This is a genomic window from Variovorax sp. LjRoot130, assembly GCF_964253755.1.
Lineage (GTDB): Bacteria > Pseudomonadota > Gammaproteobacteria > Burkholderiales > Burkholderiaceae_C > Variovorax.
The window spans coordinates 3,642,506-3,667,337 of sequence record NZ_CAXURM020000001.1; the positions used below are offsets into that span (position 1 = coordinate 3,642,506).

Below are 24,832 nucleotides of genomic sequence, written 5' to 3' on the forward strand. Positions count from 1 at the left end.
ACGCGATCTTCGGAGCTTGAGCGGTGAGTATCAGGCGCTTGTCCCGGGCAGCGCGGACTATACTGAAGTGTCGACTCGGTTCACTCGAGTTGATCCTTTTGCTGCTTCTAACTCGTCGGAGGCAATCATGACAAGACTGGTGATGCGCACGCGCAGCAAACCCTATCCAGTGACCATTGGCGGCGAGACGAAATTCATCTGCGGCTGTGGCCTGTCGGCGACCCAGCCCTTCTGCGACGGTACGCACAAGCAGACTCGCGACGAGAAAGAGGGGACGATTTGCTGGTACGACGCCGACGTCGGTCGCAACGAAGTCGCAGATGCGTTCCCCAACATCCGCATCCCGAGCGAATAGTTGTCCCGGGGTCCCCTCGTTTTCAGTGCAATAACTGACGGTACGCAAGGCCAGTGCCCGACCACAGCCATCGAGCCAGTCGGCGGGCTGCCGATCATGGTCACGAAAGGCCCTATCCGGTGGCTACGAGGTCCGTGACGTTCCGAGCGCTGTCGGCCATCACTCCGCCAGCAACCCATCCACCATAACGCGCATGCGCTGCCAGTGCGACCCCTCCCAGAACACGCGACGGCAAACATCGCATACGCTGAAACGTTGGTAGCGCTCGCGCACCGCCGGTGGCAGCGTCGACGTGACCAGCGCCTTGTCGATCCCATGCAAGGGCGTGTTGCAGTTCAGACACAGCGTGAACGGCCGCGCACCACGCGCCAGGTCGAGTCGATCGAAGATCTCGCGCAACTGCTCGGCCGATCGCAAGGCATGCACGTAGCAGCCATGCGTGATCCCACGGCGCTTGAGCAGCTCCCGATCCCGCGTCAGCACGATGCGCCCCTGCGCTACAGCGATACGCTCGATCTCTTCGTCGCGGAAATGGTTGTCGTACAGGGTATCGAATCCGGTCATGCGCAGCAGGTGAGCGAGCCCGCCCAGATGCGCATCGGCGACGAAGCGCGTGACGCGCAGCGCATGCTCGCGAACGCGCAGCAGCGGCGTGACATCGAGCGCTTCGAACTTCGGAAACACGGCGACCCGATCGCCATCGCTCAGCAACACCCCGAATCCGGCCGACTCGCCGTTGACCAGCACCAGCTCGACCTCGGTGTGCGGCACACCGAGCGCCTCGATCATGTGCTTGGCGGTCGCCGCCCGCGCGCACGTGCAGGAGAACTCGTGCCCGCGCCGCTCGCGTGCCAGAAAGTCGTTCAGCTCCTCGTAGAACCGGAAGGTCGCAGTGACCATTGCCAGCCAATGACGGCTTCCGACATCGCACTCAATGCGTCGGCGACTTGCAGAAATTCCCGTGCGGCTGAGCGCGCATCAGCTCGTGAAACTGCTCGCGCGACATCCGCAGCAGCCGCTCGTGATCGCCGCCTTCCATGTAGACGACGTCGCTGGTCTCGAGTTCGTCGTCGACGATGGTCTGGATACCCCAGGCCATGCCGATCGGCGGTATCGCACCGGGTTCGCAGTCCTCGAACAGCGTCGCAACGCGGGCTTCGTCGGCCAGCCTCAGCCTGTGGCGGCCGAGTATGCGGGAGAACTCGCCCAGCATGACCATCTTGTCGGCGGGAACGACGGCCATCACGCAGCCCGTTTCGTCCTCGAGGATGACCGATTTGGCCAGTTGACCCGGAGGAACATGGGCGTTGTGAGCCGTCTCCGCGCTGGTGCGGCTGTGCTCATGCATGCAAACCTCGTAGCGTGTGCCGCGCTGTTCGAGGTAGTCGGACAGATGCGAAGGAATGGACATGGCATGCTCCTTGTGCGAAGCCACGGGCCCTGGTTCGAACAGCGGCTCGGCATGCTCGGCCCGGCCGTCTCCTCAGTTTGCTCCCGGCGCCAGCGGATCGCAAGTGAAAGCGCCGCGTGTTGCGCGGCGCTTTCAGGGGTGGTGATGGACGCTTCAGCGTTCGATCGTGAGCGCCACCCCCATGCCGCCACCGATGCACAGCGAGGCGATGCCCTTCTTCGCGTTCTGGCGCTGCATCTCGTGCAGCAGCGTCACCAGGATGCGACAGCCGGAGGCACCGATCGGGTGGCCAATGGCGATGGCGCCGCCGTTCACGTTGACCTTGTTCACATCCCAGCCCATCTCGCGGTTGACGGCGCAGGCCTGCGCGGCGAAGGCCTCGTTGATCTCGAGCACGTCGAGGTCCTGCGGCTTCCAGCCGGCGCGCTGCAGCGCCTTGGTCGAAGCAGGCACCGGGCCCATGCCCATGAAGGCCGGGTCGAGGCCGGTGCTCGCGTAGCTCGCGATGCGGCCGAGCGGTTTCAGGCCCAGCGCGGCCGCCTTCTTGGCGGTCATCACCAACACGGCGGCGGCGCCGTCGTTCAGGCCCGAGGCATTGCCCGCGGTCACGCCGCCGGCCTTGTCGAAGGCCGGGCGCAGGCCGGCCAGGCCCTCGGCGCTGGTCTTGCGATTGATGAACTCGTCCTGGTTGAAGACCAGCGGATCGCCCTTCTTCTGCGGGATGTTGACGGCGACGATCTCGTCCTTGAACTTGCCGGCATCCTGCGCGGCGGCCGCCTTGGTCTGGCTGCCGAGCGCGAGCTCGTCCTGCGCGGCGCGGCTGATGTCGTACTTCTTGGCCACGTTCTCGGCCGTGATGCCCATGTGGTACTGGTTGTAGACGTCCCACAGGCCGTCGATGATCATCGTGTCGACCAGCTTCCAGTCGCCCATGCGCTGGCCGTTGCGCGAGTTGGGCAGCACGTGGGGCGCCAGGCTCATGCTCTCCTGCCCGCCCGCGACGACGATCTCGCTGTCGCCGGTGGCCACCGCCTGCGCCGCCAGCATCACGGCCTTGAGGCCCGAACCGCACACGGCATTGATGGTGAGCGCCGGCGTTTCCTTGGTGATGCCGCTTTTCACGAGCGCCTGGCGCGCCGGGTTCTGGCCGGCACCCGCCGCCAGCACCTGGCCCATGATGACTTCGCCGATCTGGTCGCTGCCGACCTTGGCGCGCGCCAGCACCTCCTTGATGACGATGGCGCCGAGCTCGGTGGCCGAAATCCCGGCCAGCGATCCGCCGAACTTGCCGACAGCGGTACGTGCGGCTGAAACGATGACGATGTCTTCCATGGTGTGCTCTCCGAGGCTGCTATTGAAAAAAAGTGAAGTTCAGGCCTTTGCCTTGACGTAGCGACCGGGCGCCGGCTCGATCGCCTTGTAGGCGCTGCCCTTGCCGTAGGTCTTGGGGGCAGGGATCTGCTTGCCCGCATGGGTCTTGAGCCAGGCGGACCAGTCGGTCCACCAGCTGCCGGGATGCTCGGTCGCGCCGGCCAGCCACTCGGCCTGGCTCTTCGGCAGCTTGCCGTCGGCGCGGATCCAGTGGCTGCGCTTCTTCTTGGCCGGCGGGTTGATCACGCCGGCGATGTGGCCCGAGGCGCCCATCACGAAGCGCTTCTTGCCCGACAGCACCTGCGTCGAGGCGTAGGCGCCGCCGATCGGCACGATGTGGTCTTCGCGCGAGCCATAGATGTAGACCGGCGCCTCGATGCGACCGAGGTCGATCTTCTCGCCGGCCACGGTGAGCGCGCCGGGCTGGGCCAGCTTGTTCTCGTGATAGGTGTTGCGCAGGTACCAGCAGTACATCGGGCCCGGCAGGTTGGTGGCGTCGCTGTTCCAGTAGAGCAGGTCGAAGGGCGGCGGGGTCTCGCCCTTCAGGTAGTTGCCGACCACATAGTTCCACACCAGATCGTTGGGCCTGAGGAAGCTGAAGGTCGAGGCGAGCTCGCCGCCCTGCAGAAGGCCGCCCTGGCCCATCTGCATCTCGCGGAACTGCACGAAGCCCTCGTCGATGAAGATGTCGAGCACGCCGGTGTCGACGAAGTCGAGCAAGGTGGTCAGCAGCGTTACGGACGCCGCCGGCTGCTCGCCGCGCGCCGCCAGCACCGCCAGCGCGGTCGAGAGGATGGTGCCGCCGACGCAGAAGCCCAGCGTGTCGATCTGCCCACCCTTCTTGTCCTGGCCGGTGATCTCCCGCGTAACCTGGATCGCCTTGATCGCGGCGTCCTCGATGTAGCGGTCCCAGGTGTACTGGGCCATCGATGCATCGGGATTGCGCCAGCTCACGACGAACACGCGGTGGCCCTGCTCCACCGCATAGCGGATCAGCGAGTTCTCGGGCTGCAGGTCGAGGATGTAGAACTTGTTGATGCAAGGCGGCACCAGGAGCAGCGGCCGCTCGTAGACCTTGGCGGTGAGCGGCTTGTATTCGAGCAGCTGGAACAGCTCGTTCTCGAACACCACGGAGCCTTCGGTGGTCGCGACGTTGCGGCCGACCTCGAAAGCGCTTTCGTCGGTCATGCTCAGGTGGCCCTGCTGCACGTCGTGCAGGAGATTCTGGATGCCCTTGGCGATGCTCTCGCCCTGCGTGTCGAGGGCTTTCTTCATCGCCTCGGCGTTGAAAGCGAAGTAGTTGCTGGGCGCCGAGGCGGCCGTCCACTGCTCGACCGCGAAGCGAAGGCGGGAGCGGGTTTTCTCGTCGGCTTCGACGGCCTCGGCCATGCCGAGCAGCGTGCGCGTGTTGAGCAGGTAGACCGCCGCCGAAAAGGCCGAGACCGGATTGCTGCCCCAGGCCTCGCCCGCAAAGCGCCTGTCGCCGCCGGCGCGGGCCGCGAGGTCCTGGCGCCACAGCTCGGTGGCCTCTTCGACGTACTGCTGCTGCAACTGCTGCAGTTTCTCGGCGGACAGCGAGAACTTCGGCATCTCCCACGGGGCGCCCGCGTTGCCGCCGGCGCCGAGCGACTGGAAGGATTCGAGCGCCTTCCCCCATCCTTGGGTCAGCGCCTGCTGGAAGGGCGCGAAACTATCGGCTGCCGCGGCCTGTTGTTCTGGTCTCATGACGTCTCCTGGTTCCTCGCCTGACTCGCCTCATGGCAACGGGTTTTGAGTATGCTGCATTCGCAGGGGCCCGACCAGCAAGCCCCGCTATACCTTCCTGAAACAATCGTCTATGCACCTCGTCGTCATCGCCTGGCTGTATGTCGCCCTGATGATGGCGGTCGCAGAAGCCACCAACACCACCGGCACCGTGCTCGGCGCGGTCTTCACCTTTCTACTCTACGGCTTGGCGCCGGTGGCACTGGTGGTTTACCTGATGGCCACGCCGGCACGGCGGCGGGCGCTGCGCGAACGCGAAGCGGCCGAACGCGAAGCCGCGATCCGGGCTGGCGCGAACGCTTCAGCCGCGCCAGATGCAGGCCGCGAAACGCCCGCTGACGCGGTCCCGCCGGTGCGAGAAAAAGAGTAACGGGTTGTGCACCGTGCACCAAGCCTCGGAGCTGTCGTTGCCGTGAAGCTGCGTCACGCCGGCCGCACGCAGGCGCTGGCGGGCCAGGCCGGCCAGGTCGGCCAGCCATTTGCCGGGTTGTCCAGCGGACTTGAAGCATCGAGCGGCTTCAGGGGCGCCGGCATCGAAGGCCGCCTTCACCTCGTCGCCGACCTCGAAGGCATCGGGCCCGATGCAGGGCCCGAGCCAGGCCATGAGCCGGTCGTCCGCGCCGAAGCTCTCCACCGTCCGTTCGAGCACCCCGGCCGCCAAGCCGCGCCAACCCGCATGCGCGGCGGCCACGCGTCGGCCTTGTTCGTCGGTGAACAGCACCGGCAGGCAATCGGCGACCATGATCGTGCAGGCCACGCCGCTGGCGCTGGTGGTGCAGGCGTCGGCGGCCTCGCCATCCGGCGTGGACGCATCGAGCGGCAGCAGCTGCGTGCCATGCACCTGCCGGAGAAACACGGCCCGCGCGCCGATGGCCTGGCGCAGAAGCGCCCGGTTGGCTGCCACATCGGCCGGTGCATCGCCGACGTGATCCCCGAGGTTCAGTCCGCGGTAGTTGCCGCCAGAGACTCCGCCTCGGCGCGTGGTGCACAGCGCATGCACGCCAGCCGGCGCTGGCCAGTCGGGCACCAGCCAGTCGGCAGCGTTCATGCTTCTGCGTCGGGGCAGCGCGAGGGCTGGGCGCGCTGGAAGGCATCGAGCTGCATGCAGGCCTCGAAGGCCGCCATGGTACGCGGCAGGCCGCTGAAGTCGCAGTCGAAGCGCTGGCCGTTGAAGACCTGCGGCACCAGGCAGCAGTCGGCCAGCGTGGGCGCGCTGCCCCAGCAATAGAGGCCGGCGGGATGCTGCGCGAGCTGGCGTTCGAAGGCCAGCATGCCCTCGCGCACCCAGTGGCGATACCACGCGTTCTTGGCCGCCTCGTCGAGCTTGAGCTCGCGCACCAGGTACTTGAGCACGCGCAGGTTGTTGAGCGGATGGATCTCGCAGGCGATCGACTGCGCCAGCGCCCGCACGCGCGCGCGGCCCACCGGATCGTGCGGCAGCAGCGCCGGTTCGGGATGCACTTCGTCCAGGTATTCGATGATCGCCATCGACTGCGAAAAGCGCTCGCCCTCGTCTTCGAGCAGCGGGACCAGCATGTCGGCCGAGATGGCGGAGAAGGGCCCGGTCTTGTGCTCGCCGCGCGCGATGTGCACCGGGATGTAGTCGTAGTCGAGGCCCTTGAGGTTCAGCGCGATTCGTACCCGGAACGAGGCCGAGGAGCGGAAGTAGGAATGAAGCTTCATCATGGTGTGAAGCATAGCCCCGGCCCCGGGGGGGTGCCAAACCCGGGCAGCGCGCCCGGCCCTCTGGCACACTGCCGCTTTCGCTGAAAAGGACGTTTTTCCCCATGGCTTCCGAATACGTTTTCACGCCGCCGCCGGTGGTCTCCATTCCCGTGGTCGGCCAGGCAGGCCGCTTCCCCGTGCACCGCATCTACTGCGTGGGCCGCAACTACGAAGAGCATGCGAAGGAAATGGGCTTTACCGGCCGCGAGCCGCCCTTCTTCTTCATGAAGCCGGCCGACGCCGTGGTGGTGGTCGCCGCCGGCGAGACCGGCACCATGGCCTACCCGACTCTCACCAAGAACCTGCACCACGAGATCGAGCTGGTGGCGGCCATCGGCACCGGCGGAAAGAACATCCTGGCGGCCGATGCCCACAAGCACATCTTCGGCTACGCGGTCGGCCTGGACATGACGCGCCGCGACCTGCAGGGCGAGATGAAGAAGCAGGGGCGCCCCTGGGACATCGGCAAGAGCTTCGAGCAGAGCGCGCCGATCGGCCCGATCGTGCCGGTGGCGCAGGCCGGCGATGTCGAGAAGGCCGAGATCTCGGTGCAGGTCGGCGGCAAGGACCGCCAGCGCAGCAACGTGAGCAAGCTGATCTGGAGCATCGCCGAGACCATCGAGCACCTGTCGGCCGCCTGGGAGCTCGCGCCCGGCGATCTGATCTTCACCGGCACGCCCGAAGGCGTGGCCGCGGTGATGGCCGGCGACACGATGGTCGGCGAGGTCACCGGCCTGCCGACCCTGACTGTCAAAGTCATCTGAAGCAATGGGCCCCCACGCTCATCACTTCGTGTATTCGCTGCCCCCCGAGGGCGCGCAGCCCGCCCTTGGGGCGGCCCGGCGCGCGGGCTGAAGATGCTCCTGCGCGTCCCCATCAAGCATTGCAAGAACTGCGGGACCGCGGTGGTCTACCGCCTGCCCGACGACGGCGACACCAAGGAGCGCGCCATCTGTCCGGCGTGCCATACGGTGCACTACGAGAACCCGCTGAACGTGGTCGGCACCATTCCCGTGCTGGGCGAACGCGTGCTGCTGTGCAAGCGCAACATCGAGCCGCGCTGGGGCAAGTGGACGCTGCCGGCCGGCTTCATGGAACTGGGCGAGACCACCGAGCAGGGCGCGGCGCGCGAGACCGACGAGGAAGCCGGCGCCGAGTACGAGATGGAAGGCCTGTTCGCGGTGATGAGCGTGGTGCGCGTGGGCCAGGTGCATCTCTTCTATCGCGCACGGCTCCTGAGCGAGAAGTTCGATCCGGGCCACGAGACCCTCGAGGCCAGGCTCTTCACCGAGGAAGAGATTCCCTGGGAGGAGATCGCCTTCCGCACCGTTCGCGCGGCGCTGGAGCACTACTTCGAAGACCGGCGGCGCGGCAGCTTCGACCGCGTTCACACGCTCGACATCGTATGAGGCATCCTCTTCTCGCACTGTTGTGCTGCGCCGCGCTGGCCGCGAGTGCGCTGGCCGAACCGGTCGGCGAGGTCGACACCGCCTTCAAGCTGATCGGGCCGGACCACAAGATCGTGGTCGAGGCCTACGACGACCCCAAGGTGAGCGGCGTGACCTGCTATGTCTCGCGCGCCAAGACCGGCGGGCTCTCAGGTGCCTTCGGCCTGGCCGAGGACAAGGCCGAGGCCTCCATCGCCTGCCGCCAGGTCGGCCCGGTGCGCGTGACCCAGCCTTTGCCGAAGCGCGAAGAGGTCTACAGCGAACGGCTGTCGATCCTGTTCAAGCGGCTGCGCGTGGTGCGCATGGTCGATCCGGCGCGCAACACCCTGGTCTACCTCACCTACTCCGACCTGCTGATCGACGGTTCGCCGAAGAACAGCGTGACCGCGGTGCCGATCGACCGGGGCACGCCGATCCCGCTGAAGTAGCGGCGGCCGCCTGGCATGAGCGTTGCAGCTGCACCGGGCCATGCGATGGGCGCCATGGGCGAGCTCTACGGCGCGCTGTGGCGCCACGCCGAGGGCAAGCGCGGGCAGCTGCTCGGCGCGACCGCGCTGCTCACCGGCTCTCAACTGCTGCGGCTCACGATGCCGTGGCTCGCGGCGCAGGCCATCAATGCGCTGCAGACCGGCGACATCGCGCGCTCCGGACGCTGGATCGCGGCGCTGGCGGGGATCTACGTGCTGTCGTGGGTTGTCCACGGCCCAGGGCGCATCCTCGAGCGCAACGTGGGTCTGCGCGTGCGCGAGGCGCTGGCCGATGCGCTCTATGCGCGCATCGCCGCCGCGTCGCTCGCCTGGCACGATGGCCACCATTCCGGCGAGCTGCAGCACCGCGTGCACCAGGCGAGCCGCGCCTTGTCGGACTTCGCGCAGAACCAGTTCATCTACCTCACCAACATCGTCAACTTCATCGGGCCCTTGATCGCGCTCACGCTGCTCTCGCGCACCAGCGGCGCGATGGCGATCGCGGGCTACGTGGTGATCGCGATCGTCATCGTGCGCTTCGACCGCGCACTGATGCGGCTGGCCCGCGCCGAGAACGATGCCGACCGGCGCTACGTCGCGGCGCTGCTCGACTTCCTGGCCAATGCCTCGACCGTGATCGGCCTCCGGCTCTCGGCCGCCTCGCGCCTGCTGCTGGGCCGGCGCATGGCTGCCATCTCGGCCCCGCTCAAGCGCACGGTGGTGCTCAACGAGGGCAAGTGGTTCTCGGTCGATGTCATGGGGCTGGCGCTGACCTGGGGCCTGGTCGTGGTCTACGTCTGGCAGTCGCGCACGCCGGGCCAGACGGTGATGCTGGGTGCGGTGTTCATGATCTACCAGTACGCGCAGCAGGCCGCGAGCGTCGTGACCTCGATGGCGGCCAACTTCAGCTTCTTCGCGCGCATGCACACCGACTACGGCAGCGCGGCGCCGATCTGGCAGGCGCCGTCGCGCGCGGACGACCTGGCGCAGGAACGCATCGATCGCGATGCAGCCTGGCGCACGCTGCAGGTCGACGGACTGGTCTGGAACTACCGGCCGCGCGGCACCGAGGCGGTCACCGAGCATGTGCCGAGCGGCCTGCACGAGCTCGCGCTCATGCTGCGGCGCGGCCAGCGCGTTGCGCTCGTCGGGCCCAGCGGCGGCGGCAAGAGCACGCTGCTGCGCGTGCTGGCCGGGCTGTATGCGCCGCAAGGCGGCACGCTGGCAATCGACGGCGAGCCCACGGCCTGGCCGCGGCTGCGCAGCATCGCGACCCTGATCCCGCAGGAAACCGAGGTCTTCGAGGCCAGCGTGCGCGAGAACCTGGGCTTCGGCCAGCCGCTCGATGACGATGCGATCCGGGCCGCGCTGCATGCCAGCACCTTCGACGAAGTGCTCGCGGCCACGCGCGGCGATCTGGACACGCCGCTATCCGAACGCGGCTTCAATCTGTCCGGCGGGCAGCGGCAGCGCCTGTGCCTTGCGCGCGGCGTGCTGGCCGCGAAAGGCAGCTCGCTGCTGCTGCTCGACGAACCGACCAGCGCGCTGGATGCAGCGACCGAAGGCCGCGTGCTGGAGCGCATTGCGGCGGCCTTTCCCGAGGCCTGCGTGATCGCATCGGTCCATCGGCTGAGCCTGCTCGAGCGCTTCGACACCGTCGTGCTGATGGAAGCCGGCCGCATCGTCGATGCCGGCGCGCGCGCGGCGGTGCTGGCGCGCCAGCCGTCGCTCCAGGCGCCGGCCTCGCCCCCGGCGCGCGCACCGTGCTAAAAATGCGCCTCGGCCCGGATCCCGGTGGAACCCTTGGCGCCGAATCCGTTCCAAAAAAAGCCATGCCATCCAAGACCCTCGCTCTCCGCACCGGCCTCGTCGCTCTTGCAGTCGCCGGCCTCGCCGCCTGCTCGACGACACCGCTGCCTACGCCGCGCGCCGGCCAGCCCAACGTTCCCAGCAATCCGGCCCCACAAGCCCAGGCCGCCTTCATCCGACCGGCGGCGGGCCCGACGCTCTCGCGCTTCGACGGCAAGCGCAACAAGGGCCTGGACATCGCCGGCAGCATGGGCGATGCGGTGCTCGCCTCCGCCGACGGCCGCGTCGTCTATGTCGGCAGCGAACTGCGCGGCTACGGCAACATGGTGATCGTGAAACACAACGAAACCTACCTCACCGCCTACGCGCACGCTCAGAACATCCTGGTAAAGGAAAAGGACGTGGTGCGCCAGGGCCAGAGAATCGCCGAGATGGGCATGAGCGGCGCCGACCGCGTGAAGCTGCATTTCGAGATCCGCAAGCAGGGCGTGGCGGTCGATCCCGAGCCCTACCTCAGCGGACGCTTGATGCCCTAGAGCAAGCTCTCCGGCACCAGCGGTGCGAAAAACTCCAGCTTCAGGCGCGAGCCGAAGTCGGTTTCGGGCTCCTCGTGGAAGACGAGATCGGGGCCACCGTCTTCCGACGGACTCACCCATTCGATCTTGCCGCTGTCCCCCATCCGGACGCGGTAGGCCGCGTCCATGGTGATGAAGCCGATCAGGCTGGTGAGCTGCGCCGCAATCTGCGGGCTGTAGATGAACAGGCCGAGTTCGGTGTTGTGCAGATCGGAGCGCGGATCGAAATTCAGCGAGCCGAGGAACACCGCCTTGCCGTCGACCACCGCCGACTTGCCGTGCAGGCGCCCGGCGGCCGAGCCGAAGACGCCGAAGCGCTTGGTCTGCTCGACCCGCTTGGGGCTCAGTTCGTAGAGTTGCACGCCGACCTTGACCAGTTCGGGCCGGTAGTGGCGGTAGCCCAGGTGCACCAGCGATTCGTCGGTGGCCGCGAGCGAGTTGGTCACGAGCGTGAAGCGCACGCCGCGCTCGCGCAACAGGCGCACCGACTCCATGCCGCCGCGCCCCGGGATCAGGTAGGGCGTGGTGATCAGCGCCTCGCGCTCGGCCGAGCGAACCAGGCGGCGCACGTTGTACAGCACGCCCTCGGGCGCATCGGCCGTCACGCGCGGCCGGTCCTCGCGCGGGCCCAGTGCCTTGTGCGGCGCGTCGGCGTAGGCCTCGGCCCGCGCCCAGATCAGCGAGAGCTCGCCCTCCTCGAAATCCTCGCCCAGCGCCCGATAGCCCAGCAAGTCGCGCTCGATCGGTGCCGAGGGCATCCAGATGGCGGCGTCCCAGGTCATCTCCTCGAAGCGCTCGCGCAGTTGCCGCAGCGAGCCGCCGACGGCCGCCAGCGACTGGACGGGGTACACGTAAGGGCTGTTCCAGTAGACGTCGAACAGCGAGGAGAGCCTCGGGACCACCGCGCCCGTCACCAGCGTATCGATGTCGATGAAGTTCGATCCGGCGTCACGCAGGAAGTATTCGTTGGCGATGTTGCGCCCGCCGACCACCGCCATCGCGTTGTCGGCGACGAAGAGCTTGTTGTGCATGCGGCGATGGATACGGTCGATGTCGAACAGCGAGGCCGCAAGCCGCGTGACGAGGCGGTCGCGTCCTGCCGGGAAGGGATTGAACAGGCGCACCTCCACGTTCGCATGGGCGCCCAGGCCGGCCAGCAGCTCGTCGGCGCCGGCGGTGTAGAGGTCGTCGATGAGGACACGCACGCGCACGCCGCGCTCGGCCGCGTCGCGCAGGGTGCGCAGCAGGTAGCGGCCGGTCTCGTCGTTCTGCACCAAGTAGTACTGGATGTCGATGCTGCGTTGCGCGCGGCGCGCGAGTTCGAGGCGTGCATGCATCGAATACGCCGGCATCGGCAACAACCGGAAGCCGCTCAGTTGCGCGTCGGGCGCGCCCTTGGCGGCCATGCGCGCGAGCGCCGTGTCCGCCGTATCGGCCAGGGCGAAGGACGGCGGACGCTCGACGATCGCCGGAAGGCCGGCACAGCCCGTGACGAGAAGCGCGAGCACGATCGAAACGAGCCACGCGCCCACCCTGCCCCAGCCGCCCTGCGCCCGCCGCATCGAAGGATCAGCCGCCATGGCCGCTCTCGATCAGGGACAAGGTCCCCTGATCGGACCGGCCATCGAAGTACTTGTGCAGGCAGTCGAGGAACACCGCCTGCGACGGGTCGGCCTGGAGAAACAGCGTCATCGACGACCAGAACTTGAGATCGTCCGGCGCGCCGAAGATCTCGCCAATCGTGCGCCCCTGCACGGCCAGCACCAGCGCGCTGCATTCGCGCAGGCGCGGCCCGAGCAGCGCGTGCGCGAGGTAGGCGTGCGCTTCGTCCAGCGATGCGATCGCGTAGTGGCGCGCCATCTCGCTGCGGCCGAGGCCCGCCAATTGCGGAAAGACGAACCACATCCAGTGGCTGCGCTTTTTGCCGTCGCGCAGCTCGTCCCGGACGCGGTCGATCACGGCGTCCTGGGCATCGACGAAACGCTGCAAATTGAAGGGATCGTTCATGGGCAACAGGGAGCTCTCTGTAGGCGCTTTCTTTCTCCAGGTGGCGAAGTATGCCGCGCGGTTTTGCAATCGCAACGGCATGAAATCCATGCACACGAAAAAGAGAGCCCAGAGACTTTCATGAACTGCGAAGCAATCCATTGCACCGAGACGAAAACCGTCCGGTTCGCCATCTATCCCGACGGCCTCGACGGCCCCCGCATCATTGCCCACATCTCCGAAACCGCATTGCGCGGCCTGTCTCCAACCCTCGATGGCGACCTGACGGAAACCTGCGAGAACTACTTCGACTGCATCGAGGCCAAGGCCCTGGAGCGCTACCGCGCCGCGCCCTCCGCGCCCATCGTGCTGGACGCGACCGACGTCAGCTCATGCGCTTTACTGCACTGATCCACTTGTCGAAGGCGCGCATCTGGTCGCCGACGAACTTGCGGGTCGTCTCGTCGGTGCACTGGCCTGCCGCGTCGAACTTGGCGCCCGCGCCGCCGATGAACACCTCGGGCTTCGCCAGCACCATGGCATTCATGAACAGCATCACGCGGCGCAGGTCGTACTGAACGCGCGCGCCGCCGACCGGGCCGGGCGAGGCCGAAAGAATGGCCACCGGCTTGTGCGCGAAGGGCTGGTCCTCGCCGCGGCTCACCCAGTCGAGCACGTTCTTGAACACGCCCGGTATCGAGAAGTTGTATTCGGGCGTGGCGATGAGCACGCCGTCGGCGCGGCGGATGCGTTCGCGCAGCGCCAGCACGGCCGGCGGAAGGCCCCTGGCCAGTACGTCGCCGTCGAAGGGCGGTATTTCGCGCCATTCGATGGCGTCCATGCGCATGCTGTCCGGCATCAGCGATGCGGCCAGGTTCAGCGCCATCCGGTTGACCGAGTCGGCGCGCAGGCTGCCGCAGAGGCCGACGATATCCAATGTGCTCACGATGATTTTTCCTGCTGGTTGTGGAAGCTGGATTTGAACAGCGAAGCCGTCTTCATGCAGCCGCTACGGGATTCAGGATGAAATCGAAGTCGAGGGTGTAGTACGGCACCTCGCTGATCCCGCCGTCGGGCGTGGTGCCGGGCGGATGCTCCAGCCAGTCGGCGATCAGCGACCGGCGCACGCCGAAGACGGCGTCGGAGTCGAGGTAGCTGTCGCCGTCGCGGAACACGTGCGTGATCAGGCGCTCGAAACCCGGCGCGGTGATCATGAAGTGCAGGTGGGCGGGCCGCCACGGATGGCGCCCCAGCGCATCGAGCATGCGGCCGACCGGCCCGTCGTGCGGGATCGGATAGGCCTCGGCGCGTATCGACTTGAAATGGAAGTGCCCCTCGGCATCGGCATGCAGGGTGCCGCGGGCGCGGTGGCCGTGCTCGCCGGAATACTGCACGTCGTAGAGCCCGTCGGCATCGGCTTGCCAGACCTGCAGCTGCGCATTCGGCACCGGTGCGCCGTCGAGTCCGAGGACGCGGCCGCGCACGAAGCAGGGCTCGCCCCGCGCGCCATTGGCCACGTCGGCCCCGAGCGGATACTCGGGCGAGCCTTCGACGTGGAAGGGTCCGAACACGGTGGATTCGGTGCATTCGCGCGGCTTGCGGTTGTTGAGCGCCGTCACCAGCATCGACAGCCCCAGCGTGTCCGACAGCAGGATGAACTCCTGCCGCTTGTCGTCGGTGATGTGGCCGACTTCGGTCAGAAACTTGATGCCCGCAAACCACTCGGCCTCGGTCAGCCGGATGTCGCGCGCAAAGGCATGCAGGTGCTGCACCAGGCTGGTCATCACTTCGCGCAGCCGCGGGTCGGCGGCACCCGTGTGACGTGCCAGTACGGCCTGGGTGATGGTGTCTTCATCGAGGTTGCGCACGCGGGTCTCCTTGAACGTTCGGGCCGGACTATGGCATTGCCGCGCCACGCAAGGAAGGAGCTTGGCGGAAAACTGTTTTGCGCCGGCACGCCGCCTCCCGCGGGGCGTTCGGCCTACCATCCCCGCATGAAACCCTTGGCCTTCGTCTACACCAGCCAGCCGCAGCGCGTGGTCTTCGGCGCCGGCAGCCTCGCCCACCTGGCGCGCGAGATCGACGCGCTGGGCGCGCGCCGCGCGCTGGTACTGTGCACGCCCGAGCAGCGCGCCCAGGCCGAGCGCGTGGCCGAGCTGCTGGGCGCGCAGGCCGCCGGCATCTTCGACCGCGCCGCGATGCACGTGCCGATCGAGACCGCGCGCGAGGCTCGCGAGATCGCGCGTGAGCTCGATGCCGACTGCGCCGTGGCCATCGGCGGCGGCTCCACCACCGGCCTGGGCAAGGCCATTGCATTGGATTCGGGTCTGCCCATCCTGGCGATTCCCACCACCTACGCGGGCAGCGAGATGACGCCGATCTACGGCCTGACCGAAGCGGGCCTCAAGAAGACCGGCAAGGATCCCCGTGTGCTGCCGCGCACCGTGATCTACGACCCCGAGCTCTCGCGCAGCCTGCCCGTGGGTTTGAGCGTCACCAGCGGCATCAATGCGATCGCGCATGCGGCCGAGGGCTTGTATGCGCAGGACAGCAACCCGGTGATGGACCTGATGGCCGAGGAAGGCATTGCCGCGATCGCGCGTGCGCTGCCCGCGATCCGGCGCCAGCCCGAGGACATCGAGGCGCGCTCCGATGCGCTCTACGGCGCGTGGCTGTGCGGCAGCGTGCTGGGCAACGTCGGCATGGCGCTGCACCACAAGTTGTGCCACACGCTGGGCGGCAGCTTCAACCTGCCGCATGCCGAGGTGCACACGGTGGTGCTGCCGCATGCGATCGCCTACAACGCGGCCGCGGCGCCGCGTGCGATTGAGCGCATTGCGCGAGCGCTGGGCCGCGAGAACGCGGCGCAAGGGCTCTTCGAGCTGGCGCGCGACAACGGCGCGCCGGTCGCGCTCAAGGACATCGGCATGAAGCACAGCGACCTCGACCGCGCGGCGGACATCGCGGCGGCCAACCCGTACTGGAATCCGCGCCCGGTCGAGCGCGAGGCGATCCGCGCGCTGCTGCAGCGCGCCTTCGAGGGCGAGCCGCCGGCCTAGCTGGTCCACTTGCGCTGGTAGTCCATGCGCTCGAAGTGCTCGACCAGGAAGTCGATGAAGGTGCGCACCTTCGCCGACATGTGGCGCCGGCTCTGGAAGGCGATGTTGATGCGCAGGCGCGGCAAGTCCCACTCGTCGAGCACCGGCACCAGGCGGCCGGCCACGATGTCGTCATAGAGGATGTACTTGGGCTGCACCAGGATGCCGAGCCCGTCGAGCGCCGCCGCGCGCAGCACCTGGCCGTCGTTCGCCTCGAGCAGGCCCTTGACCTTGATCACGCGCCGCTCGCTGCCGCGGCGGAAGGCCAGCTCGTCGGGGTTGTGGCTGTAGGTGTAGATCAGCAGGTCGTGCGCGGCCAGCTCGTCCACGCTCTGCGGCGTGCCGCGCCGATCGAGGTAGCCCGGCGAGGCGGCGAGGATGCGCCGCGTCTCGGCCAGGCTGCGGATGGTGATGTTGGAGTCGTTCTCGTACTCGCGCGTGCGGATCGCGACGTCGATGTTGTTGTCGATCAGGTCGTAGTAGCGGTTGGCCGCGACCACCTGGACCGCGACCTTGGGATAGCGCTCGGTGTAGGCGCGCAGCAGCGGCGCGATGTGGTGCATGCAGAAGGACAGCGATGCGCTGATGCGCAGCGTGCCCATCGGATCGAGCGCCTGGGCATTGACCGCCGAATCGGCATCGCGCAGATCGGCCAGGATGGTCTTGCAGCGGTGGTAGTAGCTCTCGCCCGCCTCGGTCAGCGAGAGGCGGCGTGTGTTGCGCTGCACGAGCCGCACGCCCAGCCGCGCTTCCAGCGAGGCCAGGTGCCGGCTGGCGGCGGCGTTCGACAGGCCCACGGCCTCGGCAGCGCGCGACAGGCTGCCCTGCTCCGCGGTTTGTACGAACAACTCGATCTCGGTCCAGCGATCCATGCGGCATCTTAGTTGCGTGGCAACGGCCTCCCGGACTTGCAGGATCGCCGCGAGTTCTTGCCCGATCGTCCAAACCCTGCCGGCCGCGCGAGACAAACGCAGCAGGCTTGCCTAAGCTACGGACATGACCACCGTCTCCACTGCCGCCACCGCACGCGAACGTCCGGACCAGCAACTGCAACTGGTCCTCCGGCGCGCCGAACTCGCCGCGCTGATCGAGCGCTTTGCCGTCGCGGAGGGCACCAACCCCACCGCCGTTCCCGGCCTGGCGGTGTTCCGATCCACGCGCGTCGGGGAACCGCTTCATGGCGCCTACGAACCCGCCTTCTGCCTCATTGCGCAGGGGAGCAAGCGCGTCATGCTCGGCGACGAGCTGTTCGTCTACGACTCGTCCAGCCATCTCGTGGTGTCGCAGAACCTCCCGGTGACCGGACAGGTCATCGATGCGACCCCCGAAGCGCCCTACCTGGCCCTGCGCCTCGACATCGATCCGGCGGAGATCGCGACGATGATGCTGGAGGCGGACCACCTCAAGTCGCCGAAGGCAGCGGCGCGAGGCATCTTCACCGGCGAGACCTCCATCGAACTCCTCGACGCGGTGGTGCGCCTGATCCGCCTGCTCGACACGCGCGAGGACGTCCCTGCCCTCGCGCCGCTGGTCATCCGGGAAATCTACTACCGCCTGCTGAAGGCCGAGAACGGCTGGCGGCTCGGACAACTGGCGGTCGCGGGCAGCCAGAGCCAACGCATCTGCCGCGCCATTGCATGGCTGCGGGAACACAGCACGGCGCCACTGAAGCTGGAGGACATGGCACGGGCCGCGCACATGAGCGTGTCGTCCCTGCACCATCATTTCAAGGCCGTGACCGCGATGAGCCCGCTGCAGTACCAGAAGCAGTTGCGCCTGCAGGAAGCGCGCCGTCTGCTCTTCAGCGACATGGCGGACGCCGCGGAGGCCGGCTACAAGGTCGGCTACGAAAGCCCGTCGCAGTTCAGCCGCGAGTACAGCCGGATGTTCGGCGCGCCGCCTGCGCGCGACGTGCGGCGCTTCAGACAGGGTGAGCTGGGCGGCAGGCTTTGAGATCCGCAAGCGTTCAACTGGTTTTTTCCATCCGCCCTGTCATGGCACTCGCGAAGGCGGCGAGGTCGCCCCATCGCTGACGCCGAGCTGCTTGTCAGCCATTTGCGACTGGCTACGCCCGCGGCTTCGTGGTCAACTCGCCTGACCATGGAGACAAGGAGCTTCCGATGCAGAAACTCGTCAACGTCGAAGCGATCAATGTGCGGTCCGAGGCCAGGGTCGAGCCCGACACGCTGATCGGCCCCATCTTCCTCGGGCAGGCCGTCGATGACCTGGAAGACGGACCGGAGGGCTGGCATCACGTCCGCACCGCCGTCGATGGGAAATCGACCGAGGGCTTCGTCAAGGCCGCATTGCCGATCACCAAATTCGACTGGCAGCCGCCCGAGCAGCCCACCTTGCGCGACCCGGCCTCTCCGGCGCGGGAGGCGCTCGTTGCCGCGGCCGTCGAGCAATGGCTGCGCTTCGACAGAGGCGCCGGCAAGGAAGCGAAGGAGCCCTTCAGCGGCTTCATCGGCGAGATGTGGAAAGCGTTCGGCAAGCCGTTCACAGGCAAGACCGCCACGCAGCCCTGGTCGGCGGTGGCGATCTCGCTGATGGTGAGGACGGCGGCCAGGGAGTTCGACGAGTACAAGTCCTTCCAGCAGTCGATCGGCCATGCCGCGTACATGTGGGATGCGATCAAGAAGAACGCGAGCGGCGACCTGGCAGCGCCCTTCTGGGGCGTGCGGCTCGACAAGGCAAAACCCCAGGCGGGCGACATCATCGGAAGCTGGCGCGAGAAGCCGGCGAGCTACGACGACTACCTCAATGCCTCGAACAATCCCGAGTTGCCGAGCCATTGCGACATCGTCGTGGCCGTCGGGCCGGAGGTCGCATGGGCGATCGGCGGGAACGTGCAGAACTCGGTGTTCGCAACGGGCTATCAGCTGAGCTCGGATGGCACGCTGCTGAGCAATCCGAGGATCACCGCGGACGGCAAGCTCGTCGGCGAGGCGATCGTCCTCCTGGACAACAGGGTCAGCTCGTAAGAAAAATTGAAGGATAGATGTAGTTTCAGGTAGTTTATTTTTTGAATACGCAAACCTAGACTTGCCTCCAGGCCGTGCTTTCCGGCTTATCGATTCCACACTGCCGGAGGTCCGTGCCATGCGTCTGCGTTCTCTGCTGCCCTCTCTTGTTCTTGCCGCGCTGGCGGCCATTTCGATGCCGGCCCTGGCGGCCTATCCTGACAAGCCGATCCGCCTGATCGTGCCGTCGGCTCCCGGCGGTGCACCCGACGCGCTGATGCGCGCACTGGCCACGCAGTTGTCGCAGCAGATGGGCGTGCCCATCGTGGTCGACAACAAGCCCGGTGGCTCCTACACGATCGGCACCATGGACCTGGTCCGCTCTCCGGCCGACGGCTACACGCTGGCCTACGGCAACGTCGTCTCGCTGGCCACCAACCGCTCGCTGCTGAGCAATGTGCCGTACGACGTGGAGAAGGACCTGACGCTGGTCGCCAACACGCTGCGCCTGTCCAATCTGATGATCGTCAACAACGAGCTGCCGGTCAAAAGCGTGCCCGAGCTGATCGCCTATGCGAAGAAGAACCCGGGCAAGCTGGCTTTTGCATCCGACGGCAACGGCACCACCGCCCATCTGGGAGTGGAACTCTTCAAGTCCATGACCGGCACCCACATGCTGCATGTGCCCTACAAGGCCGGGACGGCAGGCCTCACCGACCTGATCGGCGGCGGCGTTCAGCTCATGATGATCAACACGCCGGTGTCCGGTCCGCCGGCCCAGGCCGGCCGCGTGAGAGCGCTGGGAATCTCGTCCGCCCAGCGCTCGCCCACCTACCCGGACATTCCCACCATTGCCGAATCCGGTGTGCCGGGCTTCGAGGTTGCGGCCTGGGGCGGCATCGTTGGGCCGGCTCGTATGCCCAAGGACATCGTGACCCGCCTCAATGCCGAAATCCGTACCGCGCTGGCCAACCCGGCGGTGCGCGAGCGCTTCAAGATGCTGGGTGCCGAGACCGACCCCAGCACGCCGGAGCAGTTTCTCGAACTCTCGCGCCGCGAGACGGTCAAGTGGGCCAAGATCATCAAGGACTCGGGCGCGAAGATCGACTGACGGTCGGGCTGATACACCATGACCCCCTGGAAAGCTGCAAGGCCCGGCGATCAGCTCAGCGCCATCGACACGCCCGCGCTGGTGCTCGACCTCGATGCATTCGAGCGCAACCTCGCGCGCATGGCCGAGGCGCTGCGCGGCACGAACGTGCGTCTTCGTGCCCACGCCAAGTGCCACAAGACCCCCGAGATCGCACTGCGCCAAATGGCTTTGGGCGCCGCCGGCATCTGCTGCCAGAAGGTCAGCGAGGCGGCGGTGTTCGTGGAGGCCGGCATCGAGGATGTGCTGGTCACCAACCAGGTGATGGGCGACACCAAGTTGCGCCATCTGGCAGCCTTGGCGCGCAAGGCGCGCGTGGGCGTGCTCGTTGATCATCCGCAACAGGTGCAGGCGTTGGCCACCGTTGCGCAGGCGCACGGCGTGGCGCTCGATGTCTATGTCGAGGTCAATGTAGGCGCGAACCGCTGCGGCGTCGCCCCCGGCGACGAGGCCGTGCGGCTGGCGCGGCAGATCGTTGCCGGCACGCCGCTGCGTTTCATGGGCCTGCACTGCTACCACGGCCCGGCCCAGCACATGCGCGCGCCGCAGGAGCGGGCCGCGGCCATCGCCGGCGCCGTGGAGGCCGCGCGCACCACCCGCGCGGCCATCGAGGCCTGCGGCATTGCCGTCGAGTGTGTAACGGGCGCGGGTACCGGCAGCTTCCTGCACGAACGCGATTCCGGCGTCTTCAACGAGATCCAGGCCGGCTCCTATGTCTTCATGGATCGCGACTATGGCGACAACCAGCGCGGCGAGAACGACGTCGCTTTCGAGCATGCGCTGTTCGTGCGCACCACGGTCATGAGCCGCGCGACGCCCGAGCGCGCCGTGGTCGACGCCGGCCTGAAGGCATCCAGCGTGGACTCGGGCCTGCCGACCGTGTGGCAGCGTGCCGACCTGCGCTATGTGAAAGCCTCGGATGAGCATGGCGTGCTGGCCACCCCCAACGGAGCCGCGCTTTCGCTGGGTGACCCGCTGATGCTGGTGCCCGGCCACTGCGACCCGACCGTCAATCTCTATGACGAACTGATCTGCGTGCGCGGCGAGCGGGTCGAAGCCCTCTGGCCGATCGCTGCGCGCGGCGCATTGCTGTGACCCTTTTCAACTCGAGATATCCGATGCAGGAAAAATTCGACCTTCTGATCCGCAACGCCAGCGTCGTCGACGGCACCGGCGCGCCCCGCTTCGCCGGCGACATCGGCATTCGCGGCGACCGCATCGCGCGCATCGGCGATCTGTCGGCGATGCACGGCGACGTCGAGATCGACCAGGGCGGCCGCATCGCGGCGCCAGGCTTCATCGATGCGCACACGCACGACGATCGCCTCATGCTCTCCAACCCCGACATGGCGCCCAAGGTCAGCCAGGGCATCACTACCGTGATCGCGGGCAATTGCGGCATCTCGCTGGCGCCGATGCCGGGCGGAATCACGCAGCCGGTCACGCCGCCATTGAATCTGCTCGACGAGGAAGGCGGCTGGTTCGCCTTCCCCACCTTCGCGTCGTACATCGAGGCACTGCGCGCCAAGCCCGCGGCGACCAACTGCGCGCTGCTGGTGGGCCACACCACCTTGCGCGTCGCGACGCTGGACGACCTGGGCCTGCCTGCCACCGAAGAACAAATCGCCAGCATGCGCGCGCTGGTACAGGAAGCGCTGGAAGCCGGCGCCATCGGCGTCTCCACCGGCTTGTTCTATGAGCCCGCGGTCGCCGCGCCGACCGAGGAAGTGATCGAGACCTGCCGCCCGCTCAAGGACTTCGACGGCGTGTACTGCACGCACATGCGCAACGAAGCAGACCAGGTGATCGACTCGCTCGAAGAAACCTTCCGCGTCGGCCGCGAGGTCGGCGTGCAGGTGGTGATCTCGCACATGAAGGTGGTCGGGCCCGCGAACCATGGCCGTTCGCAGGAGGCGCTGTCCTTCATCGAGAAGAACATGGCCACCCAGCCGATCTGCCTGGACTGCTACCCGTACACGGCCGGCTCCACCATCCTCTCGGCCGACCGCGCAGCGACCTCGTCGCGCGTGATCGTGAGCTGGTCGAAGCCCATGCCCGAACATGCGGGCCAGGACCTCGACGTCATTGCGAAGAAGCTGGGCGTCAGCGAGGAAGAAGCGATCCGCCGGCTCAGCCCCGCCGGCGGCATCTACTTCCGGCTCGACGAGAGCGACGTGCAGCGCATCCTGAAGTTCGACAAGACCATGATCGGCTCCGACGGCCTGCCGCACGACGCCTCGCCGCATCCGCGTCTGTGGGGCAGCTTCCCGCGCGTGCTGGGCCACTACGGCCGGCTGCTCGGGCTGTTCCCGCTGGAGACGGCCGTCTACAAGATGACCGGGCTCACGGCGAAGAACTTCGGCCTCAAGGACCGCGGCGTGCTGAAGGAAGGCGCGTACGCCGACCTGACCCTGTTCGACGCCGACAGCGTGGACGAAGCCGCGACCTACGAAACGCCGATCGCCCCGGCGCGCGGCATCGACGCGGTGATCGTCAATGGCGCGATGGTCTGGCAAGACGGCCGCCCGACCGGCGCGCGCCCCGGGCGCGTGCTGGCGCGGGAGGCCCACTGAAATGACGAATCAATTTCTCGAACAACTGGAGACGCCCGCGCTGCTGCTCGACGAGGCGCGCATGGACCGCAACATCGAGCGCATGCGCCGCCAGGCGCGCCGCCTCGGCGTCTCGTTCCGTCCCCACGTCAAGACCAACAAGTCGATCGAGGTGACGCGCCGGATCATGGAATCGCCGCAAGGGCCGATCACGGTTTCGACGCTGCGCGAGGCCGACTACTTCGCGGCGCACGGCGTCACGGACATCCTCTACGCCGTCTGCATAGCGCCGAACAAGCTCGACCATGTGATGAGGCTCCAGGACCAGGGCGTGCGGCTCACGCTGATCCTGGACAGCATCGAGGCGGCACGCATGCTCGCCGGGCGCGCGAAGGCGGCCCAGCGGCATTTCGACGTGCTGATCGAGATCGACTCGGACGGCCACCGCTCGGGCGTGAATCCCGATAGCGGCGATCTTCTCGAGATCGCGCAATTCCTCGAAGGCGCCGGCATTCCGGTGCAGGGCATCCTCACGCACGCCGGAAGCTCCTACGACTGCACATCCACCGAGGCGATCTGCGCAATGGCCGAGCAGGAGCGTGCGGCGGCCGTGCACGCGGCGCAGCGCCTGCGCGCGGCGGGCATCGCATGCCCCGTGGTCAGCGTCGGCTCGACACCGACCGCGCTCTTCGCCGAGCAGCTGGAAGGCGTCACCGAAGTGCGCGCCGGCGTGTTCGTGTTCTTCGATCTCGTGATGGCCGGCCTGAACGTCTGCCGGGTGGACGACATTGCCCTGTCGGTGCTGGCCACGGTGATCGGCCACCAGCGCGAAAAAGGCTGGACGATCCTCGACGCCGGATGGATGGCGATGTCGCGCGACCGCGGCACAGCCAGGCAGCCGGTCGACCAGGGCTACGGGCTGGTCTGCGACCTCGACGGGCGGCCGCTGGACGACCTCATCCTCGTGGGCGCCAACCAGGAGCACGGGATCATGGCGCACCGCTCCGGCAAGATCGAGGGCGCGCTGCATCTGCCGGTCGGCGCGCAGGTACGCATCGTGCCCAACCACGCCTGCCCCACTGCGGCGCAGTACGAGCACTACAAGGTGCTCGGCGCCGGCCACGAGATCACTGCGACCTGGCAGCGCTTCAGCGGCTGGTGAAGCGCAAACAGGAAGACACGATGTTGATCATCTCGGAGCAGGAAGCCCGCGCGCTGGTGAGCGTCGAGGACGCCATTGCGGCGGTCGAACAATGCTTCGCCGCCATGGCAGCCCAGGCGGCGCGCAACTACCCGGTGGTTCGCGAGGGCGTGGGCTACCAGGACGCCGTCTTCGGCGTCAAGGCCGGCTGCGACGCCAGCGCACCCATTCTCGGCCTCAAGGCGGGCGGGTACTGGCCGCACAACATGGGCAAGGGCCTGAGCAACCATCAGTCTTCGACCTTGCTCTTCGACGCGGACACCGGCCGCGCTTGCGCACTCGTCAGCGCGAACTACCTGACCGGCGTGCGCACCGGCGCGGCCAGCGCCATCGCGACCAAGCACCTGTCGCGTCCCGACAGCAGCGTGCTCGGCATCATCGGCGCGGGCGCGCAGTCGCAATACCAGCTGCGCGCGACACTGGCCGTGCGTGCCATCCGCCGGGTCCATGCGTGGAATCGCTCGGCCGAGAACCTGACAGCCTTCGGCCGCATCGTGGAGCAACTCGGCCTGGAGTTCGTCCCGGAAAGCGGCGCCCAGGCCGTGGCCGCCCACGCCGACATCCTGATCACCGTGACGCCCTCGCAGAAGGCCCTGGTCGAGAAATCCTGGGTGCGCCCCGGCACCCACATCAACGCGATGGGCGCCGACACCCGGGGCAAGCAGGAGCTGGATCCGGCGCTGGTGGCGACGGCGGCCCTGTTCGTCGACGAGACCGCACAGGCCATCAGCATCGGCGAATGCCAGCATGCCTACGACGCGGGCCTGATCACGGATCGGAGCTTCCGCGGCAGCATAGGCGCGGTCATCGAAGGCCTGTGCGACGGCCGCCGCACGGCGGACGAGATCACGCTCTTCGACGGAACGGGCGTGGCGCTGCAGGATCTGGCCGTGGCCGATCTCGCCGTGCGCGCGGCCGCGAAGCGGGGACTCGGCAGCAACGTGGACTATTAGTATC

Annotated in this window: 27 protein-coding genes; 16 read left to right on the top strand and 11 right to left on the bottom strand. The window is 67.4% G+C overall.

Going from position 1 to position 24,832, the window contains the following annotated elements; translation table 11 throughout:
* Positions 1-127: 127 nt before the first annotated feature.
* Entirely contained in the window at positions 128-355 is a 228-nt protein-coding gene (locus tag ACSQ86_RS18045) for a CDGSH iron-sulfur domain-containing protein (protein WP_093112001.1), read from the top strand.
* 159 nt (positions 356-514) lie between these two features.
* On the opposite strand, the gene ACSQ86_RS18050 is transcribed toward ACSQ86_RS18045, so the two are convergent.
* The 4 genes from ACSQ86_RS18050 to phaC form a co-directional block, all read right to left on the bottom strand.
* Positions 515-1,255 carry a Mut7-C RNAse domain-containing protein gene (locus tag ACSQ86_RS18050; RefSeq protein ID WP_436304592.1) on the bottom strand — a complete coding sequence of 247 codons (741 nt, stop codon included), beginning with the start codon at positions 1,253-1,255 and terminating at the stop codon, positions 515-517.
* Between the two features lie 31 nt (positions 1,256-1,286).
* Positions 1,287-1,766 carry an aminoacyl-tRNA deacylase gene (locus ACSQ86_RS18055; protein WP_436294521.1) on the bottom strand — a complete coding sequence of 160 codons (480 nt, stop codon included), beginning with the start codon at positions 1,764-1,766 and terminating at the stop codon, positions 1,287-1,289.
* A gap of 153 nt (positions 1,767-1,919) precedes the next feature.
* Complete coding sequence (locus tag ACSQ86_RS18060) at positions 1,920-3,098, bottom strand: acetyl-CoA C-acetyltransferase (RefSeq protein WP_436304593.1); 1,179 nt, start codon at positions 3,096-3,098, stop codon at positions 1,920-1,922.
* Between the two features lie 39 nt (positions 3,099-3,137).
* Entirely contained in the window at positions 3,138-4,862 is a 1,725-nt protein-coding gene (phaC, locus tag ACSQ86_RS18065; RefSeq protein WP_436309362.1) for a class I poly(R)-hydroxyalkanoic acid synthase, read from the bottom strand.
* 112 nt (positions 4,863-4,974) lie between these two features.
* On the opposite strand from phaC, the gene ACSQ86_RS18070 reads away from it, so the two are divergent.
* Positions 4,975-5,271, top strand: a complete 297-nt coding sequence (locus ACSQ86_RS18070; RefSeq protein WP_093111991.1) for a hypothetical protein — start codon at positions 4,975-4,977, stop codon at positions 5,269-5,271.
* On the opposite strand, the gene pgeF is transcribed toward ACSQ86_RS18070, so the two are convergent.
* Together pgeF and maiA are read right to left on the bottom strand one after the other, a co-directional pair.
* Positions 5,203-5,949 carry a peptidoglycan editing factor PgeF gene (pgeF, locus tag ACSQ86_RS18075; RefSeq protein ID WP_093111989.1) on the bottom strand — a complete coding sequence of 249 codons (747 nt, stop codon included), beginning with the start codon at positions 5,947-5,949 and terminating at the stop codon, positions 5,203-5,205. The two genes, ACSQ86_RS18070 and pgeF, sit on opposite strands and share 69 nt — an antisense overlap.
* Positions 5,946-6,584, bottom strand: coding sequence for a maleylacetoacetate isomerase (maiA, locus tag ACSQ86_RS18080; protein WP_436310287.1), 639 nt, complete (start codon positions 6,582-6,584; stop codon positions 5,946-5,948). The genes pgeF and maiA overlap by 4 nt, the downstream gene beginning before the upstream one ends.
* 104 nt (positions 6,585-6,688) lie before the next feature.
* Here maiA and ACSQ86_RS18085 point away from each other — a divergent pair, with 104 nt between their 5' ends.
* The 5 genes from ACSQ86_RS18085 (at position 6,689) to ACSQ86_RS18105 (ending at position 10,886) form a co-directional block, all read left to right on the top strand.
* Entirely contained in the window at positions 6,689-7,390 is a 702-nt protein-coding gene (locus ACSQ86_RS18085; RefSeq protein ID WP_436304596.1) for a fumarylacetoacetate hydrolase family protein, read from the top strand.
* A 93-nt stretch (positions 7,391-7,483) separates the two neighbouring features.
* Complete coding sequence (locus tag ACSQ86_RS18090; RefSeq protein WP_093111985.1) at positions 7,484-8,035, top strand: NUDIX hydrolase; 552 nt, start codon at positions 7,484-7,486, stop codon at positions 8,033-8,035.
* Positions 8,032-8,502, top strand: coding sequence for a CreA family protein (locus tag ACSQ86_RS18095; RefSeq protein WP_436304597.1), 471 nt, complete (start codon positions 8,032-8,034; stop codon positions 8,500-8,502). The genes ACSQ86_RS18090 and ACSQ86_RS18095 overlap by 4 nt, the downstream gene beginning before the upstream one ends.
* A gap of 15 nt (positions 8,503-8,517) precedes the next feature.
* Positions 8,518-10,311 (top strand): ABC transporter ATP-binding protein, encoded by a 1,794-nt coding sequence (locus ACSQ86_RS18100; protein ID WP_436309363.1) that lies wholly within the window; start codon positions 8,518-8,520, stop codon positions 10,309-10,311.
* A 62-nt stretch (positions 10,312-10,373) separates the two neighbouring features.
* Entirely contained in the window at positions 10,374-10,886 is a 513-nt protein-coding gene (locus ACSQ86_RS18105) for a murein hydrolase activator EnvC family protein (RefSeq protein WP_436304599.1), read from the top strand.
* Here the strand turns inward: ACSQ86_RS18105 and ACSQ86_RS18110 are convergent.
* Together ACSQ86_RS18110 and ACSQ86_RS18115 are read right to left on the bottom strand one after the other, a co-directional pair.
* Entirely contained in the window at positions 10,883-12,505 is a 1,623-nt protein-coding gene (locus tag ACSQ86_RS18110) for a phospholipase D family protein (RefSeq protein ID WP_436309364.1), read from the bottom strand. The two genes, ACSQ86_RS18105 and ACSQ86_RS18110, sit on opposite strands and share 4 nt — an antisense overlap.
* Positions 12,495-12,932, bottom strand: a complete 438-nt coding sequence (locus ACSQ86_RS18115) for a DUF1810 domain-containing protein (RefSeq protein WP_436304601.1) — start codon at positions 12,930-12,932, stop codon at positions 12,495-12,497. Before ACSQ86_RS18115 ends, ACSQ86_RS18110 begins: the two co-directional genes overlap by 11 nt.
* Before the next feature lie 120 nt (positions 12,933-13,052).
* Here ACSQ86_RS18115 and ACSQ86_RS18120 point away from each other — a divergent pair, with 120 nt between their 5' ends.
* Positions 13,053-13,322: a hypothetical protein gene (locus tag ACSQ86_RS18120; RefSeq protein ID WP_436304602.1), complete on the top strand. Its 270-nt coding sequence runs from the start codon at positions 13,053-13,055 to the stop codon at positions 13,320-13,322.
* On the opposite strand, the gene ACSQ86_RS18125 is transcribed toward ACSQ86_RS18120, so the two are convergent.
* Both ACSQ86_RS18125 and ACSQ86_RS18130 read right to left on the bottom strand, forming a co-directional pair.
* Positions 13,297-13,857 (bottom strand): NADPH-dependent FMN reductase, encoded by a 561-nt coding sequence (locus ACSQ86_RS18125; protein ID WP_244504133.1) that lies wholly within the window; start codon positions 13,855-13,857, stop codon positions 13,297-13,299. The genes ACSQ86_RS18120 and ACSQ86_RS18125 overlap by 26 nt on opposite strands.
* A gap of 52 nt (positions 13,858-13,909) precedes the next feature.
* Positions 13,910-14,779: an intradiol ring-cleavage dioxygenase gene (locus ACSQ86_RS18130; RefSeq protein ID WP_093111973.1), complete on the bottom strand. Its 870-nt coding sequence runs from the start codon at positions 14,777-14,779 to the stop codon at positions 13,910-13,912.
* Positions 14,780-14,905: 126 nt separating this feature from the next.
* Between ACSQ86_RS18130 and ACSQ86_RS18135 the strand changes: the two genes are divergently transcribed.
* Complete coding sequence (locus ACSQ86_RS18135) at positions 14,906-15,970, top strand: maleylacetate reductase (RefSeq protein ID WP_436309365.1); 1,065 nt, start codon at positions 14,906-14,908, stop codon at positions 15,968-15,970.
* Here ACSQ86_RS18135 and ACSQ86_RS18140 read toward each other — a convergent pair.
* The gene (locus ACSQ86_RS18140) at positions 15,967-16,881 is read right to left on the bottom strand and encodes a LysR family transcriptional regulator (protein WP_093112268.1); all 915 of its coding nucleotides are present in this window, start codon (positions 16,879-16,881) and stop codon (positions 15,967-15,969) included. The two genes, ACSQ86_RS18135 and ACSQ86_RS18140, sit on opposite strands and share 4 nt — an antisense overlap.
* A gap of 124 nt (positions 16,882-17,005) precedes the next feature.
* On the opposite strand from ACSQ86_RS18140, the gene ACSQ86_RS18145 reads away from it, so the two are divergent.
* From ACSQ86_RS18145 to ACSQ86_RS18175, 7 genes are all read left to right on the top strand, one after another.
* On the top strand, positions 17,006-17,962 hold the full coding sequence (locus ACSQ86_RS18145) for an AraC family transcriptional regulator N-terminal domain-containing protein (protein ID WP_436309366.1): 957 nt from the start codon (positions 17,006-17,008) through the stop codon (positions 17,960-17,962).
* 167 nt (positions 17,963-18,129) lie between these two features.
* Positions 18,130-18,993, top strand: coding sequence for a DUF2272 domain-containing protein (locus ACSQ86_RS18150; RefSeq protein WP_436304605.1), 864 nt, complete (start codon positions 18,130-18,132; stop codon positions 18,991-18,993).
* Between the two features lie 118 nt (positions 18,994-19,111).
* Complete coding sequence (locus ACSQ86_RS18155) at positions 19,112-20,083, top strand: Bug family tripartite tricarboxylate transporter substrate binding protein (protein ID WP_436304606.1); 972 nt, start codon at positions 19,112-19,114, stop codon at positions 20,081-20,083.
* Between the two features lie 18 nt (positions 20,084-20,101).
* Positions 20,102-21,217 (top strand): DSD1 family PLP-dependent enzyme, encoded by a 1,116-nt coding sequence (locus ACSQ86_RS18160; RefSeq protein ID WP_436309367.1) that lies wholly within the window; start codon positions 20,102-20,104, stop codon positions 21,215-21,217.
* 23 nt (positions 21,218-21,240) lie between these two features.
* Positions 21,241-22,695 carry an N-acyl-D-amino-acid deacylase family protein gene (locus ACSQ86_RS18165; protein WP_436304608.1) on the top strand — a complete coding sequence of 485 codons (1,455 nt, stop codon included), beginning with the start codon at positions 21,241-21,243 and terminating at the stop codon, positions 22,693-22,695.
* Position 22,696: 1 nt separating this feature from the next.
* A complete protein-coding gene (locus tag ACSQ86_RS18170) occupies positions 22,697-23,836 on the top strand; it encodes a DSD1 family PLP-dependent enzyme (protein ID WP_436304609.1) in 1,140 nt (379 codons plus the stop codon).
* Between the two features lie 20 nt (positions 23,837-23,856).
* The gene (locus tag ACSQ86_RS18175) at positions 23,857-24,828 is read left to right on the top strand and encodes an ornithine cyclodeaminase family protein (RefSeq protein WP_436309368.1); all 972 of its coding nucleotides are present in this window, start codon (positions 23,857-23,859) and stop codon (positions 24,826-24,828) included.
* The last annotated feature ends 4 nt before the right edge of the window (positions 24,829-24,832 follow it).

Coding starts and splice junctions, on each gene's coding strand:
- ACSQ86_RS18090 (WP_093111985.1), top strand. CDS start 7,484: ATGCTCCTGCGCGTCCCCATCAAGCATTGCAAGAACTGCGGGACCGCG.
- ACSQ86_RS18140 (WP_093112268.1), bottom strand. CDS start 16,881: ATGGATCGCTGGACCGAGATCGAGTTGTTCGTACAAACCGCGGAGCAG.
- maiA (WP_436310287.1), bottom strand. CDS start 6,584: ATGAAGCTTCATTCCTACTTCCGCTCCTCGGCCTCGTTCCGGGTACGA.
- ACSQ86_RS18085 (WP_436304596.1), top strand. CDS start 6,689: ATGGCTTCCGAATACGTTTTCACGCCGCCGCCGGTGGTCTCCATTCCC.
- ACSQ86_RS18135 (WP_436309365.1), top strand. CDS start 14,906: ATGAAACCCTTGGCCTTCGTCTACACCAGCCAGCCGCAGCGCGTGGTC.
- ACSQ86_RS18145 (WP_436309366.1), top strand. CDS start 17,006: ATGACCACCGTCTCCACTGCCGCCACCGCACGCGAACGTCCGGACCAG.
- pgeF (WP_093111989.1), bottom strand. CDS start 5,949: ATGAACGCTGCCGACTGGCTGGTGCCCGACTGGCCAGCGCCGGCTGGC.
- ACSQ86_RS18115 (WP_436304601.1), bottom strand. CDS start 12,932: ATGAACGATCCCTTCAATTTGCAGCGTTTCGTCGATGCCCAGGACGCC.
- ACSQ86_RS18055 (WP_436294521.1), bottom strand. CDS start 1,766: ATGTCCATTCCTTCGCATCTGTCCGACTACCTCGAACAGCGCGGCACA.
- phaC (WP_436309362.1), bottom strand. CDS start 4,862: ATGAGACCAGAACAACAGGCCGCGGCAGCCGATAGTTTCGCGCCCTTC.
- ACSQ86_RS18165 (WP_436304608.1), top strand. CDS start 21,241: ATGCAGGAAAAATTCGACCTTCTGATCCGCAACGCCAGCGTCGTCGAC.
- ACSQ86_RS18050 (WP_436304592.1), bottom strand. CDS start 1,255: ATGGTCACTGCGACCTTCCGGTTCTACGAGGAGCTGAACGACTTTCTG.
- ACSQ86_RS18170 (WP_436304609.1), top strand. CDS start 22,697: ATGACGAATCAATTTCTCGAACAACTGGAGACGCCCGCGCTGCTGCTC.
- ACSQ86_RS18110 (WP_436309364.1), bottom strand. CDS start 12,505: ATGGCGGCTGATCCTTCGATGCGGCGGGCGCAGGGCGGCTGGGGCAGG.
- ACSQ86_RS18100 (WP_436309363.1), top strand. CDS start 8,518: ATGAGCGTTGCAGCTGCACCGGGCCATGCGATGGGCGCCATGGGCGAG.
- ACSQ86_RS18105 (WP_436304599.1), top strand. CDS start 10,374: ATGCCATCCAAGACCCTCGCTCTCCGCACCGGCCTCGTCGCTCTTGCA.
- ACSQ86_RS18155 (WP_436304606.1), top strand. CDS start 19,112: ATGCGTCTGCGTTCTCTGCTGCCCTCTCTTGTTCTTGCCGCGCTGGCG.
- ACSQ86_RS18175 (WP_436309368.1), top strand. CDS start 23,857: ATGTTGATCATCTCGGAGCAGGAAGCCCGCGCGCTGGTGAGCGTCGAG.
- ACSQ86_RS18160 (WP_436309367.1), top strand. CDS start 20,102: ATGACCCCCTGGAAAGCTGCAAGGCCCGGCGATCAGCTCAGCGCCATC.
- ACSQ86_RS18045 (WP_093112001.1), top strand. CDS start 128: ATGACAAGACTGGTGATGCGCACGCGCAGCAAACCCTATCCAGTGACC.
- ACSQ86_RS18060 (WP_436304593.1), bottom strand. CDS start 3,098: ATGGAAGACATCGTCATCGTTTCAGCCGCACGTACCGCTGTCGGCAAG.
- ACSQ86_RS18150 (WP_436304605.1), top strand. CDS start 18,130: ATGCAGAAACTCGTCAACGTCGAAGCGATCAATGTGCGGTCCGAGGCC.
- ACSQ86_RS18095 (WP_436304597.1), top strand. CDS start 8,032: ATGAGGCATCCTCTTCTCGCACTGTTGTGCTGCGCCGCGCTGGCCGCG.
- ACSQ86_RS18070 (WP_093111991.1), top strand. CDS start 4,975: ATGCACCTCGTCGTCATCGCCTGGCTGTATGTCGCCCTGATGATGGCG.
- ACSQ86_RS18120 (WP_436304602.1), top strand. CDS start 13,053: ATGAACTGCGAAGCAATCCATTGCACCGAGACGAAAACCGTCCGGTTC.